Annotated in this window: 18 protein-coding genes; 10 read left to right on the top strand and 8 right to left on the bottom strand. The window is 67.8% G+C overall.

The annotated features are described in order from the left end of the window. Positions 1–287: 287 nt before the first annotated feature. Positions 288–965, top strand: a complete 678-nt coding sequence (locus EJK15_RS47580; protein WP_138717067.1) for a maleylpyruvate isomerase family mycothiol-dependent enzyme — start codon at positions 288–290, stop codon at positions 963–965. Continuing rightward, positions 962–1,282 carry a hypothetical protein gene (locus tag EJK15_RS47575; protein ID WP_138717066.1) on the top strand — a complete coding sequence of 107 codons (321 nt, stop codon included), beginning with the start codon at positions 962–964 and terminating at the stop codon, positions 1,280–1,282. Before EJK15_RS47580 ends, EJK15_RS47575 begins: the two co-directional genes overlap by 4 nt. A 673-nt stretch (positions 1,283–1,955) precedes the next feature. On the opposite strand, the gene EJK15_RS47565 is transcribed toward EJK15_RS47575, so the two are convergent. Further along, positions 1,956–2,390: a DUF6196 family protein gene (locus EJK15_RS47565; protein WP_138717065.1), complete on the bottom strand. Its 435-nt coding sequence runs from the start codon at positions 2,388–2,390 to the stop codon at positions 1,956–1,958. A gap of 324 nt (positions 2,391–2,714) precedes the next feature. After that, on the bottom strand, positions 2,715–4,067 hold the full coding sequence (locus EJK15_RS47560) for a glycosyl hydrolase family 28-related protein (protein ID WP_138717064.1): 1,353 nt from the start codon (positions 4,065–4,067) through the stop codon (positions 2,715–2,717). 452 nt (positions 4,068–4,519) lie between these two features. Between EJK15_RS47560 and EJK15_RS47555 the strand changes: the two genes are divergently transcribed. After that, entirely contained in the window at positions 4,520–4,786 is a 267-nt protein-coding gene (locus EJK15_RS47555) for a hypothetical protein (RefSeq protein ID WP_138717063.1), read from the top strand. 83 nt (positions 4,787–4,869) lie between these two features. On the opposite strand, the gene EJK15_RS47550 is transcribed toward EJK15_RS47555, so the two are convergent. The 4 genes from EJK15_RS47550 to EJK15_RS47535 form a co-directional block, all read right to left on the bottom strand. Continuing rightward, positions 4,870–6,213, bottom strand: coding sequence for a glycosyl hydrolase family 28-related protein (locus EJK15_RS47550; RefSeq protein WP_138717062.1), 1,344 nt, complete (start codon positions 6,211–6,213; stop codon positions 4,870–4,872). A gap of 372 nt (positions 6,214–6,585) precedes the next feature. Next, on the bottom strand, positions 6,586–7,044 hold the full coding sequence (locus EJK15_RS47545; RefSeq protein ID WP_138717061.1) for a hypothetical protein: 459 nt from the start codon (positions 7,042–7,044) through the stop codon (positions 6,586–6,588). 199 nt (positions 7,045–7,243) lie between these two features. Further along, complete coding sequence (locus EJK15_RS47540; RefSeq protein ID WP_206061545.1) at positions 7,244–10,063, bottom strand: AfsR/SARP family transcriptional regulator; 2,820 nt, start codon at positions 10,061–10,063, stop codon at positions 7,244–7,246. 353 nt (positions 10,064–10,416) lie between these two features. Next, the gene (locus tag EJK15_RS47535; protein WP_138717059.1) at positions 10,417–10,686 is read right to left on the bottom strand and encodes a hypothetical protein; all 270 of its coding nucleotides are present in this window, start codon (positions 10,684–10,686) and stop codon (positions 10,417–10,419) included. Positions 10,687–10,721: 35 nt separating this feature from the next. Here EJK15_RS47535 and EJK15_RS47530 point away from each other — a divergent pair, with 35 nt between their 5' ends. From EJK15_RS47530 to EJK15_RS76700, 5 genes are all read left to right on the top strand, one after another. After that, positions 10,722–11,354 (top strand): RNA polymerase sigma factor, encoded by a 633-nt coding sequence (locus tag EJK15_RS47530; protein WP_240777672.1) that lies wholly within the window; start codon positions 10,722–10,724, stop codon positions 11,352–11,354. After that, positions 11,351–12,418: a CU044_5270 family protein gene (locus tag EJK15_RS47525; RefSeq protein ID WP_138717058.1), complete on the top strand. Its 1,068-nt coding sequence runs from the start codon at positions 11,351–11,353 to the stop codon at positions 12,416–12,418. The genes EJK15_RS47530 and EJK15_RS47525 overlap by 4 nt, the downstream gene beginning before the upstream one ends. A 102-nt stretch (positions 12,419–12,520) precedes the next feature. Then, positions 12,521–13,198, top strand: a complete 678-nt coding sequence (locus tag EJK15_RS47520; protein WP_138717057.1) for a hypothetical protein — start codon at positions 12,521–12,523, stop codon at positions 13,196–13,198. Next, positions 13,156–13,944, top strand: a complete 789-nt coding sequence (locus EJK15_RS76705) for a S8 family serine peptidase (RefSeq protein WP_171074943.1) — start codon at positions 13,156–13,158, stop codon at positions 13,942–13,944. Before EJK15_RS47520 ends, EJK15_RS76705 begins: the two co-directional genes overlap by 43 nt. Next, a complete protein-coding gene (locus EJK15_RS76700; RefSeq protein ID WP_138717055.1) occupies positions 13,857–14,831 on the top strand; it encodes a S8 family serine peptidase in 975 nt (324 codons plus the stop codon). Before EJK15_RS76705 ends, EJK15_RS76700 begins: the two co-directional genes overlap by 88 nt. 50 nt (positions 14,832–14,881) lie before the next feature. Here EJK15_RS76700 and EJK15_RS47505 read toward each other — a convergent pair whose 3' ends face one another. Further along, positions 14,882–16,123: an MFS transporter gene (locus EJK15_RS47505; protein WP_138717054.1), complete on the bottom strand. Its 1,242-nt coding sequence runs from the start codon at positions 16,121–16,123 to the stop codon at positions 14,882–14,884. A 99-nt stretch (positions 16,124–16,222) separates the two neighbouring features. Between EJK15_RS47505 and EJK15_RS47500 the strand changes: the two genes are divergently transcribed. Both EJK15_RS47500 and EJK15_RS47495 read left to right on the top strand, forming a co-directional pair. After that, the gene (locus tag EJK15_RS47500; protein WP_138717053.1) at positions 16,223–17,308 is read left to right on the top strand and encodes a DUF5937 family protein; all 1,086 of its coding nucleotides are present in this window, start codon (positions 16,223–16,225) and stop codon (positions 17,306–17,308) included. Between the two features lie 934 nt (positions 17,309–18,242). Then, a complete protein-coding gene (locus EJK15_RS47495; RefSeq protein ID WP_138717052.1) occupies positions 18,243–19,457 on the top strand; it encodes a serine/threonine-protein kinase in 1,215 nt (404 codons plus the stop codon). A 66-nt stretch (positions 19,458–19,523) separates the two neighbouring features. Here EJK15_RS47495 and EJK15_RS77970 read toward each other — a convergent pair whose 3' ends face one another. Then, entirely contained in the window at positions 19,524–19,781 is a 258-nt protein-coding gene (locus EJK15_RS77970) for an integrase core domain-containing protein (protein WP_420847144.1), read from the bottom strand. Positions 19,782–19,907: the final 126 nt, after the last annotated feature.

The raw sequence follows: 19,907 nt of genomic DNA, 5'->3' as shown, positions 1-19,907 counted from the left end.
ACATTCTCCAGCCGATCATCCACGAACAGGCACCGCTCCGGAACGGCACGACCTAGCCTGACAACCGTCGATCAGATTGCTCCCGCGCCGGCCGGAAAATGGCACCCGCACAAATGGCACCGGCCTAATCGGCCGATCACTGGGGGCCTCTTTTCGGGCTCGGCTGCATATTTCCCCGTGGTCGTGACCGTACTCTCCTTCACCGTCTCGTCCGGGACGCTCCTGTCGCCAGTGCCCCAGCGGAGCGGATCCCGCCCTGCCTGACACCCAAGGTCGGAAGTCGGATCATGAAGTCAGCTGAAAGCCTTGCTACCGACCGCGACCAGGTCTGGCGGGCGATCGACGTTCAGCGCACCAGCCTCACCGTCCTGCTCGACAACATCTCCGACGACGAGTGGCGCCAGCCCTCACTGTGCGCAGGCTGGACCGTCCGCGACGTCGCCGCACACCTGACCATGCAGCAGCTCAGGTTCGGCGACGTGCTCTCCATGATGGGCACGTGGCGCGGCAGCCTCGACCGCACAACGCAGCACGTCGCCCGCCTGCGCGCCGCCGAGCTGACCACCGACCAGATCATCGCCAAGATCGGCTCCCGCCGGCACAACTTCGGCGTCACCTACCTGGAGACGCTCTGCGACATCCTCGTGCACAGCCAGGACATCGCCATCCCCCTCGGCCGCCGGCTCGACATGGCACCCGACGCCGCGGCGATCTCCGCCAGCCGGGTGCTGTCCATGCGCTGGCCGCCGCCGCTGCCCTCCACGCGGAAGGTGGCCGCGTTCCGGCTCACCGCCACCGACACATCCTGGTCGGCGGGCGACGGCCCGGAGGTCCGGGGCCCGATGGCCGCGCTGCTCCTCGTGTGCTGCGGGCGCCTCGCCGCGCTGCCGCAGCTATCCGGCGACGGCGCCGCCGACCTCGCCGCCCGCCTCTCAGCACCCACCCCGACCAGGAGGACCTCATGACGTACGCGGTCACCATCGATGTACCGGCCCCGGCCGAACTGTACGACGCCTTCCACGCGGCGCTGATCGAGCACACCGGCGGTCACGTCGACGGGCTCCTCACCCACGTGGCCTGGCCCACCCCGACCGGCTTCCGGATCGTCGAGGTGTGGACCTCCAAGGAGGTGCGCGACCGGGCCAGTGATGAGGTCATCCCGCAGGTCTGGTCGGCCCTCGCGGCCTCGGCACCGGACCGGTTCGGACCGATGCCCAAAGAGCGGGTCCAGGAGTTCGACGTACTCGGCCTGGTCATCCCGCCCGCCGGCCTGGCCGTATAGGGCGCCCATCGCGCCACCTCAAGACACTGACAGACACCGACTCTTGCCGCATGGCGAACCGGAATGATCGTGTATGAGGTTGGCGGGAGGGACACACGGTGCTATCACCGGCTCCTCGGGACGAGATGCACCGGTGCGAGGCAACCGCCGATGAGGTTCCGACGCTGCCGAAGTCAGTACCGGCGACACTGCGCCTGCCGAAAACTACATCCATGCAGCTCAAGCTGCGTGTGAATACTCGTGGAGAACGCCGCCGAGCCGGTCTCTTCGGCGTATGTCCAAAGCGGCGATGCGCCCTGGGTCTTTGATCAGATGCCGATCTGGCCGCCGCCGCAGGACGCCTGCACGTCGCACCAACGCTCGCCGCCGCCGTCGCCCACGTGCGTGACCTGCTCCAGACCGCATCCATCGCCGACACCGACACTGGAGAATAAGGGAGTCCATCCATGAGTAAGTTCACCCACCGCCCGCTACTACCGGCTGTATCGGCCAGGCATCCCGGCCGAGGCCGTCCAGCTGCTGAGGGCCGAAGCAGGCCGCCTGGCACCGGCGCGCAGCCTGCTGGACCTCGGCGCCGGATTGGCCCAGACGCGACCAGCCAAGAATCCGCTAGCTCCTCGCGAGCACGTGGCGTCACTCCCGGTGGCCTGGTGCGAGTGCGCGAAGGGTCGGGTCAGTCGGCGCGTAGTTCCTTGATGACTGCGATAGCGTCGTCCGCCAGGTCGATGGGGCAGCCCCAGTAGTCGTAGATTCCTCCGCTGGCACGGTTGCTGCCGCAGATGACGAATACGCCGGTCCCCAGCTGAACTTTGAGACGGGTGGCCAGCCAGCCGACGAAGCCACTGTTGTCCAGGTCGGCGGGGAAGTGAAAGGAGAAGACTCCGAATTGTTCGACACCGTCGTGCTCCTGGGCGAACGGGACCAAGGCGCTCCAGCTCTCGTTGTCCCGCACCACCGCCAGTGTGTCACCGGTAAGGGCTGGTGGGCGGTCGGCCGGAGACTCCTCGAAACACCAGACGCCGTGGTGCACGACGAACCCGGCTGCCGCGATCACGCATCGTAGGCGTGCTTCCGTCTGCTCCGCAGTCTCCATACTGACGCTGACCATGGGTGGGTCTCCTCGATTCATGTGGCTGTGATCCACTCTGAGATCTTGGGCAGTCGCGCCCGGGCAGGGAAAGGCTTCCCCATCCTGGCGACGATCTTCACAACGCCGTCGCCGACTTGCTGATTCCGGCCGCGTTCACGGCCAGTTACGCGGCATGCTCATCTCGCGTGGTGGCCAACAATCATCGGGGTCGGGGAGCTTGTCACCTGAAGAGTGATACCCCCGGGCCTGCGGGCGCGTACCAGACCCGCAGGCCAGTGCGATGAGTTAGTCTTGGCGCCGGGCACGGCGGCGGCCGCGATCCTTGCTGTCGGCGCGTGCGGATCAGCCGGTGACGTCGGGGGTGGCCCAGGAGTCGCGGAAGGCGTAACGGGCCGGCGCGCTGGCGTAGCGGAGGAAGGCTGAGCCGGAGGTGGAGCTGACGGCGGTGGCCGTGTGGTAAAACCGGCACCCCTCGTAGATCATTTTGCCGTTCGTCAGGGTCGAGCCGGCGGCGTCCACCAGGTGGTAGCCGGCCAGTGTGCAGTCCTGGTAGCGGGCGATCGGCAGCCGGTTGGACGTGGCAGCGTACCGGTGCAGGTTGTAGCCGGCGGCTGAGGAGGTTTGCAGGGCGGCCACGTCGGAGCAGGAGGTGAAGGTGACCGAGCCGTTGTTCCAGTTACAGTCAATGATCTTGTGGTTGGCGCTCTTGGGCTCGAACCGGACTCCGCTGACGTTCAGCCGGGTCGCGGTGATATCCCCGTTGGCTATTGGCATGTAGAAGTACCGGGCGTTGCTGGAGCCGACCATCGACCAGGAGCCTCCGACCACGTTGATGGAGCCGCCGCGGTCGAAGCGGAAGAAGTCGCCGCCGGCGAGCGCGAAGTTGCACGACAGCATGAAGTAGTTGAGGAACTGGTTCTGCTGATTGCGGGTGGAGGGGCTGGAGATTCCGCAGTGCAGGAAGGCGTCGGTGTAGACGGAGGCGGTGTCGGTCGAGCACATGATGAAGTGGTGCTCGCTGTTGTTGTTGGCCTCGTGGTCACCGTCGACGCCGATGACCCGGTCCCAAGGGCCTTTCCATTCGATGTTCTGGTAGACGAAGTACTGGTTCTGGCCTTTGCCGTAATCGGGATACTGGGAACTGGCGTCGATGGTGTCGACCGACCAGTAGTAGGCGAAGCGGTTGTTGGCGTTGTTGGACTGGAAGGCCATGTCCTGGAAGTAGGCGTACCGCAGCCGGACGGCGGCCGTGATCAGGTTGTTCTCGCGTGGGTCGCTGTTGGCGGCGAAGGTGGTGGCGAAGTTTATGGTGGTCACCCGCGGGCCGGCGCCACGGAAACGCAGACCGAAGATCAGGTCGGCGTTGCCGCTGGTGGGCGACCACATCAGGGTGTCCTTCTTGGTCACCTTGTACGTGCCGGGCGGGAAGTAGATCTCCTTTTTCACCACGCCGTTGGTCCGCCCGGCAATCGCCGCGGTGACGGCGGCCTTGATGGCGTCGGAGTCGTCGGTGGTGCCGTCGCCCTTGGCGCCGTAGTCCTTGACGTCCACGATGAACACGGACGGATCGGTGTTGGCCGCGGCCGGTTGGGCGGCCCACAGCGACAGAGCACCCATGCCGGTGGTGGCGATGCCTCCCGCCAGCGCGCGACGGCTTAACCTGCTGCCCTGATCATTTTTCTCGTTCGCGGACATGCTGAGGGCGCTCCTTACGGGGGGTCGTGATCGAGAACAAAGCTAGACCTCGTCCATTGGACCGGCAACCCGAATTGGCATTTATTGCTCGACCGATTCCGCAGGTGCTGTCGCAGATCAGCCCTCGACCTTGTGCGGCCCGGGATTTTTCGTCGGTTCCGGGATTTGATTGCGGACGCGGTGTCCAATCGGTGCGTGCGGCTCCGACTTGTCCATGAACGGTCATCTGACGCATGACGCCCCACGTACGGAAAGAAGAAGACGCGCATGACGAGCGACGACGCGACGTACCGGATCGAAATTCCCGACGAAGCTAACGCAACGGCGTTGATGCCGTCTTGAAATCCTGATCAAGACACCCTAGGTCGGCGGGAGGCGGAGTGCTGGGGCGGCCTGGTGATCATCGCCGGTGACACGAAGGTCAGGAGGCTCGGGTGCGAGGAAACGCACTCGTGGGAGACGTTCGCGGTGGCCCCATCCCGAAGGACGCCGACGCCTACGTACAGCAGGACCTCGCCAAGCATCCGACGGTCAAGCGCGTCTGCAGCCGTACGGTCCTGATGGCCAGCAGGGTCGGCACCGCCAGGACCATCGCGGCGGCCAGGTGGACGGCCGACGTCATGCCACCGTCCCACGCCCGGTACGAGGATGGGGTGCGCTACTACCGCTGCATCGCCAGTCTGAACGGCCAAGAGCCCCGCAGATCCTTCTTCCACTGACGTGTGCGCTCGACCTCGATGACCTCATCCGCATCGCCCGAGCGAAACCCCATTAAACTAATGCGTCACGCTTTCGGTCGCCGCTAACTCAGCGCCGTCGACAGCCACTTGCCGCTCACCCGTACGTAGAGGCGTTTGTTGGTCGAGTCGACCGCAAGAGTCCCGTCGACCGGGGTGTGCGTGAACGAGGAGTCGCTGACCGCGCCCGCGACCATGCGCAGCGGCGGGTTCGCCTGGTTCTTGGTCGGGATGGTACCGCCGGACTGCACTCCAATGTTCGCGTGGCAGTTCTCCACCCGGAAATCGCCCGTGCTCGAGGCCTCGTAGTAAATATGACCGCCGGTCGGCCTCGTGGAATAGCGCCCCACGACGTTGCGCAGGACGGCGGTCGAGCCGGAGCCGGAGTACAGATCGACCCCTGAGTTGACCGTCGCCGCCGACGAGACGTTGGCGATCAACACGTTCTCCAGGGCGCCGGCACTTCCCGCCCAGGCGATGATGTTCTGCGCAGTGGAATACCCGGAGGCAAAACCACCCGCGTAAGCATAGATATTGGACGCATAGACGTGCCTACAGGACGCGTCGACCTTCAGATGAGGGCCGCCCTGCATCCTGGAGGTTTCGAATTTACAGTCCGTCAGATAGATTCCATTGGGATTATTGCTCTTCGCGGTGCCCTGGGTGATCCACAGGGCGCCGGTGCCGAATGCCTCCATGCGGCATCCGATGAAATGGATCTGGTTGACGTTGTCGGCACTGTATCCCCAGCCGCTCGTGGCCGAGGAGTTGCGAAGCCACACGTTGGGCTGGGTAGTGCTGTTCGCTGTGCCGGTGCTCGCTTCGATCACCAGGTTGTAGAACCGGGAGTCCCAGAACTCGACGGCGTCGATGCACAGGTCGTTGTTGCTCGACATGAAAACATCGCGAAAATAGGAATTGTCATTGTAGTAGAGCTCGAGCAGCAATCCGGTCTTGCCATTGCCGTTGAACCCGAGATTTTCAATCGAACAGTAGCGCCGATGCATCGCCCCGCTCGTGTCGGTAGGGGCTCCGGACATGCGCAACAGGATGCCGTTCGTCTTCTTGACCAGCGTGGAGGCCTTGCTGCTCGCGCCGACCAGTCGCACTCCGTTGCCGTTGACGGACAGGGCCGGGTCGCTGGCCGTCGGGGTGACCAGGTACTTTCCGGCGGGGAAGTACACCGTTCCGCCCCCAGCCGCCGCCGCGGCATTGATCGCAGCCTGGACCGCCGCGGTGTCGTCATCGGATCCGTTGCCGACCGCGCCGTAGCCCTTCACATTGAACCAGTCCAGCGAAACCGGTTCCGCCGCTGCTGATGGTGCCCCGGCGATCATGGCGGCACCCGCCAGACCTGCGGCAGCACCCCACAACGCCCGGCGCCGCACATTCGGGCTCTTCGGCCCCATCAGGCCACATTCCTCTCATAGCATTGAATTTAGGGATTAATTAGTTCTAGATCACTTTGTGAGTTTGCCCAAGCTTGGGGACTCTCCGTAGAGCGGAGGATTCCGTGCGTGCCGCACCGCCCAGCGGAATACACCCGCACAATGTGCAGGTCGCGTCCTCTACTCATCGCGGTCGGCGGTGGTACGGGCTTGGCACGCGGTTCACCGTTGCCGTCGCCGACACCGGCGAACTCGGCGGTCTTCTCCCGAACGTGTCCCCACCAGGAATCCGAAGCTCCGGCGAGACGAGTTCCGTAATCACGAAGAGGGATAGGCGGTGCTCAGCGGTGACGTCAGCTGGGGTCCTGCTGTGGCTAGGGCACCTTTGGCGCCCTAGCCGACCCACCGCGCGGTGTACATGATGCCGTATTTCTTGATATAGCCGTGGACTATGACCGTGCCGTTGTCGTAGTCCATCGCCGGCCCGGCGTAGGAGGAGTACCTTCCGGAATCGACGGCGTCCCAGCCCACCTTCCACTCCGCGTCGGTCGGGCTGGGGCTGCCGCAGCAGGTGTCCCGCTTGTTGTTCAGGCCGTCGTTCAGGCGGACGGACATCCACTGGGTGCCTTGGGAGTTGTAGGCCATCGTCCGGGCGCACATCATCCTGCTGCGCGCGTAGACCTCCAAGTAGCCGACCACCGCCGGGGTCTGGCCTCCCCTGACGGGCACCTTGGCGAGCCGCGTCCCTTTGCAGCCGGCCGTCGCCGCGGACGCGGGCGCCGTCATCGTGGCCATGCCGGCCATGGACATGGTCGTGACGGCGATGGCCGCCATCGTTCTACGCAGTCGCATCTGAGCTTGCTCCCCGATGTCGTGCTGATACGTGTCACAGGTCTTCGCACAGCGCGATCGCCGTCGGAGACAAGCAGCAACGCTAGAGCCCGCGGTCCTCGTTCCGTCCTCGTAGGATCCTCGCCGCTCGCCGTTCCGGATTTGGTGCGGCCAGGTCAGCCGAGCTCCCCCGTGGATCCGCCTCCGGCGAAACGACGCGTCAGCTCGCTGGGAGCGATGCCAGCTTGGCCCGGGCCAGACCGGCATCGGGGTGGTGGTCCAGCTCGTCGAGCACGGTCAGCGCCTGCCCCCACGCGAGGCGGGCCGCGCCGATCTCGCCGACGGTCTGGTGGGTGTCGCCGAGGTGGAGGAGCGTTTCGGCCGTATGGAAGCGGTGTCCGAGCTCGCGGGCCAATGCCAGGGATCGCTCGTAACAGGTGACGGCCTGCTCCCACTGACCGAGATGGTGGTGGGCGTAGCCCAGGCTGTCCAAGGTGGTCGCCAGCCCGTGGCGGTCTTCCGTTTCGTCGTACAGGGTGAGAGCCTGCCCGCAGTGAAGGAGGGCCTTCTCGTACTCGCCGAGCAGGGCGTGGAACCAGCCGATCGAGTTGAGGGCCCGGGCTTGTCCGGACCGGTTGCCGGTGGCCCGGTAGAGGTCGAGAGCCTGCCGGGCGTGACGGTGAGCGTCCTGGTGCCGGCCCCGCAGTTCGAACATGCTCGAAAGCTGGCCGTGGGTGTGGGCCTGACCGGTGCGGTCGCCGAGCCGGCCGTACAGGTCGAGGGCCCGCTGGTAGTGAGACTGGGCCTCGTCGTATTGCGCCAGCCGGGTGCAGGCCCAGCCGAGGCCGCGGCGGGCATGGGCCTGCCCGGCTTGGTCGCCTTCGCCGCTCGCGGCCCTCAGGGCGGTGGCGTGGACGGCGGCGTAGTCGCGCCAGTATCCCCGGCGGTCGAGGAAGTCGGTGAGAGTCCAGGCCAGCTGCCAGGTGTGGGTGCCGAACCCGGTTCCGGCCGCCTGCTCCGTGGCCGCGAGCAGAACCGCGTGCTCGGTGGCGAACCAGGCCAGCGCCTCGTGGTGATCCCCGAAAGTCTCACGAACCACGCCGGACGGGATCGGCGCCAGTGGGATGCGCTCCCGGTGCGGGTTGAGCAGCCGGTTGGCGGCCTCCGCGGCATGGAGATAGTGGCCGAGAAGGCGACGGAGCGCGGCACGGCGCTCGGTGGCCGGTTCGTGAGCGTGAACCAGCTCGCCCGCGTAGGCACGCATGAGGTCGTGGAAGGCGTACCGGCCGGGCACCTGCTCGGTGACGAGATGGGCGCGGGCCAACTCGGCCAGCAGTGAACGCGCCCGGAACATCGGGACGCCCGCCAGGCTCGCCGCCGCGGGCACCCCGAGATCCGGGCCACGATGCAGCCCGAGCAGCCGGAACAGCCGCGCCACGTCCTCGCCGAGTATCCGGTAGGACCAGGAGAACACCCCCCGGACCTGCGTGGCCGTGTCTCCGACGTCGAACGCGTCCAGATGGCCGGACGGCGCGCCCAGCTCGCCGGCGACGGACGCGAGGGAGAAGCCCGGCTGGACGGCGGCCCGGGCGGCCACGACGGTCAGCGCCAGGGGCAGCCGCGCGCACCGGGCGATGATCTCATCCACCGCCTTCGGCTCGGCGGCGACCCGATCCGCGCCCAGTCGGCGGGCCAGCAGCTCCCGGGCCTCGGCGGCGGGCAGCAGGTCCAGCGGCAGCGGCAGTGCGCCCTCGGCGGCGACCAGGCCGGACAGCTGGTTGCGGCTGGTCACCACCACCACACAGCCGGAGGAGCCGGGAAGCAGGGGACGGACCTGCTCGGCGTCGCGCGCGTTGTCCAGCACGATCAGCACCCGGCGCCCGGCCAGCAGGCTGCGGTACAGGCCTGCCTGTGCCTCGACGGTCGCCGGGACCCGCTCCGCCGCCACCCCGAGTGCGGACAGGAACCCCCGCACCGCCTCTGCCGGCGTCATCGCCGACCCGTCCGGATCGAAGCCCCGCAGGTTCACGTACAGCTGCCCGTCGGGAAAGAGGTCGCGGACCCGGTGCGCCCAGTGCACCGCCAGCGCGGTCTTGCCCACACCTGCGGTGCCCGACACGGCGGAGACGACCACCGCGGTCGGCTGCCGTCCTGCCCCGGCCAGCACGCCGTCCAGCCAGGCGAGCTCGGGCTGTCGCCCGGTGAATCCGTATGCGTCCAGCGGCAGCATCGCCGCGACGCGGTCGGTCACCGGCCCCCCGGGCGGGGTCGTGTCGCTGTGCGGCTCCCCGGAGCCGGGTCCCGAGCACAGGAGCGCGTCATGCTGCCGCCGCAGCTCCGGGCCGGGGTCGAGACCGAGCTCGTCGGCCAGCCTCGCCTGCAGGCCACGATAGATCTCCAGTGCGTCGGCCAACCGGCCCGCCTCGGCCGTCGCGCGCATCAGCAATCCCACCAGGGATTCCCGGAAGGGGTGCCGGTCCACCAGCGCCAGCAGCTCCGCGGTCACCTCCTGATGGCGGCCCAGCGACAGCTCCAGCGCCAGGCATTCTTCCCAGACGGCCATCTGGCGTTCTTGCAAAGCCCTGGCGGCGTTCTCGAAGCGCTGACCGCCGACGCCGGTCAGCGGCTCTCCCCGCCACAGCAGCAGCGCCCGCCGGAACGTGGCGGCGGCCGCGGCGGCATCGGCAGGGGCCGTTTCCCGCCCTTTCGAGACCAGGTCGTCGAACGTCCTGGAGTCCAGGCAGCCGGGGGCCGGTCGTAGCCGATAGCCCCCTCGCACGGTCATGATGAGGTCGTCGGCCGCTCCGACACCCACGAGCGTCCGCCGCAGCCGCGTCACCAGATCCTGAACCTGCCGCCGCGCCGTGGCCGGGGGATCCTCCCAGACGCTGTCCAGGAGCCGGTCGATTGTGACGGCCTGGCCGGCGTCCAGCAGCAGCGCCGCGAGCGCCCTTTCCTGACGGGGGCCGTGCAACCTGACCGGGCGGCCGTCCGCCCTCACCTCCAGCGGCCCCAGGACACCGAACCAGATCGCAGCCAACGGGTACCGTCCCAAAGATCGAATCCACGCTCGAAGATCCCGGATCTGCGATGGAGACTACCGTTTCGTCCAATACGGATGCACCTAAAGCCGTCAAAGTGGGCGCCGTATCGGCTTCCTTCTGCCCGCATTCGCCCTGGCGTCTACCTGCGCTGACCGGTCAGGTGGCTCCCGCTCGTCGCGAGGTGTGAGCCCACCAGTACGGGACAATTTGGGCGATCGGCCGGCAGGCGGCACCTTGCCCGGCCCGGCGGTCGACGTCGAGCCTACGCATCGACTGCGGGGCATTGACGTTCGAAATGGCGGCCTTGTTGCTCAACCGATGAGCAGGCCAGTGCGTGCAAGACGGAGGGCTAGGCGGCGGATCGGGGATTGATGAGGTCGAAGTGGCCAGCGGCCGGCGGTTCGATCACTTGCGCTCCGTGGGCGGCCGCATAGCGGCGGGCCATGTTCACCGGCAGCGCCTGGTCCTGGTCGCCGTGGATGAGGATGAACCGAACGTGTGGAGCGCCGAGCACGGCCGGGTCGGCGGCGGCGTCTCTCAGAGGGGCTGGGCGGCCAGCGGTGTGGAACTGACTCGGGCGCTCCGGCGGAGTAGGGGTGAAGGGCGCGATCGCGCCCACAGAAGGGTCTCCTCCATGAACGGACAGAACAGGTGGTGAGTACCGCGGCCGCCAACCTGTGGAACCGGGCTGCGCCGCTGGCGTCGGAACCCACGTCCCCTCCAACCCGGCCGGCCGAGCCATGCGATGCCGAGCTCATCCGCGCCTCGCTGGCGGTTCCCAACGAGTTCGCCGGCGTCTTCGACCGGCATGCGGACGAGATCCATGCGTACGTGGTGCGCCGGCTCGACCTGAACCAAGCCGATGATGTGACCGCCGAAACATTCCACGTGGCCTTCCGTAAGCGGCGCAGGTATGACCTGACCCGGCCGGACGCCCGCCCGTGGCTGTACGGCATCGCCGCGAATCTGATCGCCGGCTACCGGCGCGCCGAAGTGCGCAGGCTCAAGGCCATCGCTCGTGTGCACCACGATGTCGACGTGCACGAGGAGGAGCGCAGCGTCGAGCGGGCCAGCGCGGCCGCGATGCGACCGGCACTGGCCGGTGCGATCGCCCGGCTGACGGCCGCCGAGCGCGAGCTGCTCTTCCTCGTGGCCTGGGCCGACCTGACCTATGAGGAGGCCGCAGAGGCCTTGAAGATCCCCGTCGGTACGGTTCGCTCCCGGTTGCACCGGACCAGGGCGAAGCTCCGCCGCCGTCTCGACCTACCCCAGGAGCCAACGTCATGAACGACGAACTTGAAATGATCGCCCGAATCCGGCCCGAGGCCGCACCCTATTCCGAGCGGGCCAAGCTGGCGGCGCGGCGAAAGCTTCTCACCACCCAGCGCAAGCGCAGGCCGTACGGCATCACCATCGCAAGCGTCGTGGCGGCGGCAGCCGCGGCGAGCGTCGTCGCGGTCAACGTGTCGGCACCGGCCGGCCAGACGAGAGGCGGCATCGGCACGCCGGCTGTCGTCGCCCTTCCAAAAATCGCGAAGATGTCCGCGGTCGAGGTGCTCGGCAAGGCCGCTGGAGCGGCCACGGATCTGCGTCCTCGGGATGACCAGTTCGTCAAGGTCAGCTCGCAGACGATGTATGGCTCATTCGCCCTCTCCGCCACCAATGAGCAGACCGGCGAGAAGGTTCCGGAGAGTCGCTATCTCAACCGCACCAGGCGCACGATCTGGTTGTCGGCCGACGGCACCAGGGACGGCTCGCTGAGGATCGAGCACCTGGAGCCACTGCCATACCCGGGCTGGCCGATCCCCGAAGGGGCCCACAGGAACAAGGGCTCCCAATGGATGCGGCTACCAGCCTGCGGTGCCGTCCCGGCCACCGCGTACACCGAGCTGAAGAAGCTCCCGGCCGATGCCGAGGCCATGCGCCACCACCTCTATGCGAAGGACCACAACAAGAACTCCGCCGATGTGGAGGCGTGGACGGCCGTGGGCGACCTGCTCAGGGAGACCTACATGCCCGCCGCCCAGCGCGCCGCGCTCTACGAGGCTGCCGCGACGATCCCTGGCGTCACGGTGACCGAGAACGCCGAGGACGCGGCCGGGCGCAAGGGCATCGGCGTGGGCAGGGTGTCCAACGGCGTCCGGGAGGAGATCATCTTCGACCCGACCAGCTATGAGCTGCTCGGCGTTCGGGGCGTCGTCGTGGACGAGAAGGAGGCCAAGTCACCGGTGGGCAGCCTTGTCACGTCCACGGCACAGCTGACGGTGTCGGTCGTGGACGAAGCTCCCGAGGTGGCTGACGAGGCTGACGAGGCGGGCAAGGAGGACGTCTCGGACGCCGACTGCGGCTGATTCCACTCGGTTCCGCACCGAGTCGTTCCCCCGCGCCGGTCGTGCCGCTACGGCTCGTCTCCGTGGCGGCCCCTTGGTGGGGTTCTTCATTCAAGGAGAGAAATGCGTAGACGTATCCGCCTGACCGGCGGTGCTGCCACGACAATGGCGGCGCTGTTGGCGAGTGCGCTCGTGATGGTACCCAGCCATGCCGAACCCGCGACGGCGATGACACAGGGGGGACAACCAGAGGGCGGCGATTGGGTCACCCTCATCACTGGCGACCGGGTGCTGGTGCGGAGCGCCGGAGGGCGGACCGAGCTCACGGTGCGGCCGGCACCACGGTCACGGCCGGCTGGTTTCCAGGAACTCACCCGGCACGGCGACCGGTACCTGTTACCCGCGGACGCCGCCGAGCTGGTGCAGCAGGGAGCACTGGACTGGGAGCTGTTCAATGTCACGGGATTGGTGCGACAGGGTTATGACGACAAGCACACGGCGCGTCTTCCGCTGCTGGTGAAGTACACCGATGCCGCGGCTGTCACCCGTGCCGCCGCACTGCCCAACACCGTCACCCGGCGGAGTCTGGCAACAGTGGGCATGGCAGCAGTCGATGCGGAGAAGTCCCGCGCTTCCCGCTTATGGAGCCGGCTGGCGCCGAACGGCGGAGAATCGGCTCCGGCAGGTGACCCCGGGCTCAGCAGAGGCGTCAAGAAGGTATGGCTGAACGGTAAGGTTCGGGGACTCTGGACCAAAGCGTGGCGCAGATCGGCGCCCCCGCCGCCTGGGAGCAGGGCCTGACCGGCAAGGGCGTGACCGTGGCGGTGCTGGACACCGGTATCGCCACCGATCATCCGGACCTCTCCGGCAAGATCATCAAGTCACAGGACTTCTCTGGTAAGGGCAGCGTCGAGGACGGAAACGGGCACGGCACTCATGTCGCCTCCGTCGTGGCAGGTTCGGGTGCGGCCTCAGACGGCAGATACCGAGGTGTCGCCCCGGACGCATCGCTCGCGGTCGGCAAGGTCCTCGACGACACCGGCACCGGGACCTCCGATTCCATCATCGCCGGCATGCAATGGGCTGCGGCGGACGCCCGGGCCAAGGTGGTGAACATGAGCCTGGGGGGCTACCGCACCGATGGCACGGACCCGATGTCCGAAGCGGTGAACGCCCTGACCCGCGAGTACGGGACGCTGTTCGTCGCCGCCACGGGCAACGACGGAGCCGACGAGTGGGTCGCCGCCCCGGCGGCGGCCGACGAGGCGCTGGCTGTGGGCAGCGTGAGCAAGAGCGACGTGCTCAGCCCGTTCTCCAATCGTGGCCCCAGGGCTGGTGACGGCGCCGCCAAGCCAGACCTCGTCGCGCCCGGTGAGGGTATCGTGGCCGCCCGGCCCGCCGACACGCCGCCGCTCGGTACCCGGTCGGCGAGGCCTACCAGCAACTTGACGGCACCTCGATGGCGACGCCGCACGTCGCTGGTTCCGCGGCGTTGCTGGCGCAGCAGCACCCGGCCTGGAAGGCGGGCAGGCTCAAGGCCGCGTTGATGAGCACCGCTGCTAGGGTCACCGATTCGGAACCGTACTCCGTTGGCGCCGGGCGACTGGATGTCGCCCGGGCCACCAGCCAACCCGTCACCGCGACCGGCAGCGTCTCGATCTTTATGAAGTGGGCCGACCAGGACCGGCAGCACAACCAGGGGATCACCTGGCACAACACCGGCACCGCCGCTGTGACCCTCACGCTCGAGGCCGCGCTCGCCCGCCGCGACGGCGCGCCCGCCCCGGCCGGCCTGGTCACTCTGTCGGCAGACACCGTCACCGTTCCGGCGGGTGGCAACGCCACGGTGGAGCTCACGGTGAAGGCTCAGGACGGCGCCGCCGGCGAATACGGCGGGGTGCTCACCGCGCGCAGCGCTGACGACACGGTCCGGACCCATACTGTGCTGTCGGTGGTACAGGAAAAGGAGATGTACGACCTGACGGTCAACTTGCTCGATCGTGCCGGTGCCGTGCCGGTAGCGGCCGGCGATTCGAGCGTGGCCATCGACAATCTTGACAACAGCGACATCTTCCACTGGGGTGGGGCCGGGAAACTCCGACTGCCCGCCGGCAGGTACGCCGTGAAGGCCACGATCGCAACCCCGAGAGCCGGCCAGGAACCCAGCTACAGCTTCATCGCCAATCCGGAGCTGGTCACCCGGTGGATCACCCGCCGCCCCGACCGGCTCATCCCGGACGAGCAGGCCAGACTCACCGACCTACGAGCTCGCAGCCCCCGCCTGGACGCCGTCGTCAACGGTCTCACCCTGCCCCACAGCTCAGGCGCAGTCGAGGGCAACGTGACGAGAGTCAAGGCGCTCAAGAGGAGCCGATACGGCCGACGGCCTGGGAAGCACCCGAAACCCTTGGCCTCCTGGCCTGAGTGTCTGTAGTTCGAACCGTTCGATCCTCACCGGCTCGCCGACGGGTCCCGTGCCCGAGCTCACGAGCCTGCTCGCGCCCGGCGGCAGCAACCGCTGAGCCGCGTTCCTTGATCCTTCTCGGTGGCAACGGCGGAGGCGGAGAGGAGCGTCGCAGCGGCGAGGCTGCCCCAGAGGGCGGCCGAGCCATGGGAGGCGAGAGCGGTGATGACCGCCGGGGAGACGGCGAGGCCGAAGCCCGTGGAGAGCTGGAAGCGGGCGAGGGCGCGTCCTAGGAGATGGGCCGGGGCGAGGGCGGTGACGAGCGCGGTGGCGCTGCCGGCATAGATGATCTCGCCGATGGTGCAGACCAAGGACACCGCGGCGACGGCCGGGGCACCCCAGCCGTGTCCCAGTGAGGTGGCCGCGAGGAAGCCGAAGTAGGACGCGGCGAGTACCACGCCGGCGATTGCCAGCACAGACCGGCGGGGGAAGCGGGACATCAGGACGGTGACCGGAACCTGCAGGGTGACCACCAGCACCGTGTTGGCCACGAAGATGGCTGCCGACCACACCGGAGAGGCGTGCAACTGTGTCACCAGGATCAGGGGGAGCGCGATTTCGGGGACGTTGAGGCAGAAGGCGTAGATCACGTTGGCGGCCAGCAGCGCGCGCATCCGGGGTGCGGGCCCGCCGGCCCTGTCCGTGGCCGGAGTAGCGGCTGGATGCGTGTGCAGGTGGACCGACCATGCCAAGGCCGCCGCGGCGAGGTAGGCGAGCCCGGTGACGGCTGCCAGCGCCTGCAATGCGGTGGTGCCGCCCGCCAGGCATGCGGTGGCGAGGAGTGCACCGGCGCCCAGGCCGGCGTTGCGCAGGGCGCGGCCTCCCGCGAGGGCGGCGTCGCGTTCGCGGCCGTGGGCGACCGTGGCCACGAGGGCGGCGTGGGCGGCCGGCCATGCCTGGTTGCCGATGCCGAGGAAGAGCGCCGCCGTCGCGAACAGCCAGACGTGCCCCGCCGGGGCGGCCAGCAGCAGCGCCACGCCCAGCACCCGCACCAGCATCGACGCTGCCACGACCGTGCTGCGTGCGCCCCGGTCCAACCATCGGCCGACCGCGGGCATGCACACCAGACCCACGACGACGCCGACCGTCATGGCGATGCCGGTGGCCGACGCGGACAGCCTCAGCACCGTCACCCCGTAGAGCAACAGAAAGGGCCGCAGCAGGCCGGTGCCGAGCGCGTCCACGGCCAGGGCGACGGCATAGCGGGGGCCTCCGGAGGCACGGACGAGAGCGCGCGGCTGGATCTTGGTGGTGGTTGCCATGGCGTAAACGATGCGTTCGGCCGCCGGGCCGACTGTGTCGATTGACGGACACCGTCAATCGACACAGTCGTCGGCCATCCGACCAGCGATGATGAGGGGATGACGTTGAGGATCGACATCGGCGGCCTGCCGTCCGGGCGACTGCGGTTCACTGCCTCCCCGCTGGCCGAGCTGACCGCGATGCTGCACGTGCTGGCCGAACCCGGGCATCACCCGCAGCTCGCCGGCTGGGCCGGGGACGTCTGGGCTGGGCTGCGGCCGGAGCTGGCCGAGCGGCTCAGGGAGGCGGAGTTCCTCTGGCGTTCCTCACGAGCCGACTTTCTGGTCCCCGCTCGTCCTCGGCCGACCCTCGCCGAGGAACTGGACGATGTAGACCGGATCGACGATGAAACCTATGTGACCGCCGCGCTCATCACCACGTGCGGCAGCAACCGGGTCCATTTCGCCGCGCCGTCACCGCTCGCCGACGCGACGGCGCGCGAGCGGGCCCTGGCCCTGGCCCAGGCCCGCGGCGCGCTTCAGGAGGCCTTCGCGGAACGGCTGCTCGCGGACCCGGCCGGCGTGCGGGCGCGGGTGCGTCACACTCTCGAACAGTGCGCCGAGGCCTTCTTCGACGCCGCCTGGACGGGCGTCGCCGTGCAACTCGCCACCGACCTGCGCCTGAAGAACGACCTGCTGAAGCGCCAGGGCATCGGGGCGGCACTCGCGTCGGTCTCCGGTGCCGTCACCCTGGCGCCGGACGGCAACTGCATCATCGTGGACAAGCTGCAGGACAATGCGACCGCCGCCCACGGCACCGGGGTCACCTTCCTCCCCAGCGTCTTCGGCCGCCCGCACCTGGTGGCGGTCCACGCGCCCGGGTGGCAGCCGGTGGTGCAGTACCCCGTCGCCGAGCCGAGTCCATCGGAGCCGGTATCGCTGGAAACGGTAACGCTACGGCTGGAGGCACTCGCCCATCCGGTACGGCTGCGGCTGCTGCGCACCCTCGCCCGCGGCCCGCACACCACCGGTGAGCTGGCCCACGCCTGGGAACTTTCACCCCCGGAGATTTCCCGCCACCTCGCTGTCCTGCGCCGCGCGGGCCTGCTCACGGCCCGGCGGCACGGTCGTTACGTCCGTCACGCCCTCAATCTCCCCATTCTGACGGCGCTGGGCGCCGACCTGCTGACGGCCGTACTGCGCTGAGTAGCTTCGGTCTGCCAGAACGCGGGCGACCGCCGCCTTCGCAACATCGTCCGACTCGGCAGGCCGCCGAGCAGTACCGGCGCGACCGCCTACTGCCCTCGGGCAGCCGGTGCGCCCCTGGGTGCGTACCCAGACGCGGCGGGCGCGCTCGAGCTCCTCCAGACCTGACAGATCCCCGTAGGCGCACTCCTGCTCGGCGCGCGAGTGCGGGTCAGGCTGCATGCCCAGGCAAGGTCAGCTGGGCGCTCGCGCGCCAGGTCTCCTGCAGCAGCCACTAGGATCACCGCCTCGCCTTGGATCGGGACGACCTCGACCGCCGCCGCGGCAACCGACCGACGGCCTCCACCTTCGCCTGCCGACTCCCCACCTGCCTGTGACCAGGAAAAACTTCCCGGTCAGGGGATGCCGTGGTTTCTTCCCTTCTTCTGGGTCCCTCGCCGGGGGCACTTCTCTTCACCAGGCATTTTGCCATCTGACCTGCGGTTTCTTAGCCGCAGGTCTTTGGCTTTCCAGGTCCTTGTAGGCCCCCGAAGGCACCCGGATGCAACCGTAGGACCATGATCTGGGGACATGTGGGGAATGATCTTGAGAACGTCTCCGCAGGTCGCCCACCGTTTCACCGGCTACTGGGGAGCCGAGACGCTCCAGGCTATGGACCGGCACCATCCAGAAGGCCAGACGGTCACGGACGAGGTAATTACGCCAGCAGGGTGGTGCCAGGAGGTGCAGCAACGCCTGTGGCCGATCGCCTCGCGCAAGGTCCAGCAAATGGCACTCTTCTCGGGCGATTCAGACTGCATCCTGCGGCATGATCAATACGGTCTGGCGAGTCGCTCAGCTGGCAAATTTCAGATCGGGTGTCATGGAACAGGGGGAAGCGTTCCTGCTTGCCCGGTAAGCTCCACTGCCTGCGGCGGTTGCGTTATGGAGGCGGGTGTCGGTGGAGCCCCTGCGGGTAAGCGATCCACGTCAGGTGGGCAAGTACCGTCTCCTGGGCAGGCTCGGCGTGGGCGGCATGGGTGAGGTGTTCTTCGGTCTGACTCCGGGGAGACGTCCAGTCGCGGTCAAGCTCATCCATCAGGTTCACGCCGCGAACCTCGAGTTTCGACGTCGTTTCCGGTTGGAGATCGAGGCGGCCCGCAAGGTCAATGGCCTGCATACCGCTGGAGTGGTCGATGCCGACCCTGCGGCCGACCCGCCGTGGATGGTCACTGCCTTCATCGCCGGCCCCTCCCTGCAACGCGCTCTCGCCGAACATGGTCCGTTCCCGGACGTTACCCTGCGTGTGCTGGGCGCCGGGATCGCCGAGGCTCTGGAAGCCATCCACGAAGCCGGTCTCATCCACCGAGACCTCAAACCCTCGAATATCCTTCTCGCCGCCGATGGCCCACGCGTGATCGACTTTGGTATCGCCCGTGCCACAGACGCATCCCAGACAACGGCCATGGTCGGCACCCCGGGGTTCATGTCTCCCGAAATGCTCACGGGCGAACCGCTGACACCCGCTTCTGACATATTCGCCTTCGGCTTGGTCCTGGCCCACGCGGCAGGCGTGCACCCCTTCGGCGAGGGCCCTCAGCAAGCTCTGAGCTATCGAATCATCCACTTGGAGCCCCGCCTTGCCGGGTTGGAGCAAGGCCTAGGTGAACTCATCGCCCGGTGCCTGGCCAAGGACTCAACCCAGCGGCCCACGCCGACGCAGGTGCTTCAAGCGCTTGCTCCCCCCATGATGGGGAGTTCTTGGCTCCCAGCCCCGGTCCAAAACATGGTCGACCAGCAGACACGGCTTGAACCGTCCACCCCGCAGGATTCCGCCGAGGTACCGGGTCGGACCGCGCCCCACTCCTTACACCCCGCCGCGCAGCCAACACGAAGGACATGGCCTCCACGGTTCCTGTCCCTGCTCGCCGCGGCTGTCCTCGTCCCCAGCTTGGCCCTCCTCGTCCTCGGCTCCCAAGGTCAAAGCGGCGGCTGCAGTCTCTTCGCAGCCAGCGCAAACGCCGCCGTTCTGAGCCAGCACAGGATCACCGCCCTCGCTGAGGACTGCGACAAGACCATCCCAAGAGCGGCATTCCTTCTGGGCACGATTGGCACGGCCCTGAGCGCCACATTGGCCGTTCGAGCCCTGCGACGACACCGCGAGCGCTGAACCATCCTCGGATAACCTCAAGTTCTTCTGTAGGACTGCGCCTGCCGAAAACTACATCCATGCAGCTCAAGCTGCGTGTGAATACTCGTGGAGAACGCCGCCGAGCCGGTCTCTTCGGCGTATGTCCAAAGCGGCGATGCGCCCTGGATCTTTGATCAGATCCGGGACGACGCGTAGCGGGGCCGCTTGATCAAGGGCTTGGTGGACGCGGTGCTGGTTGTAGAACCGTTCGTACTCGCGAAGAGCGTGACGCAGATGGTGTTCGTTCCACAGCAGGCAGCGATCGAGGAGTTCGCGGCGGCAGGACTGCACCCACCGCTCCATGATCGAGTTCATACGTGGCATCCGAATCCCGGTGAGCACGGTCTGGATGCCGGCCTCGGCGAGGATTTCGTTTTATGAGGGCTGGGAACTTCCCATCCCGGTCTCGGATGAGATAGCGCGCCCGGC

This window comes from Nonomuraea basaltis, assembly GCF_005893125.1.
In the GTDB taxonomy this organism is placed as follows: Bacteria; Actinomycetota; Actinomycetes; order Streptosporangiales; family Streptosporangiaceae; genus Nonomuraea; species Nonomuraea basaltis.
This window is presented reverse-complemented; position numbering and strand designations above follow the sequence as displayed.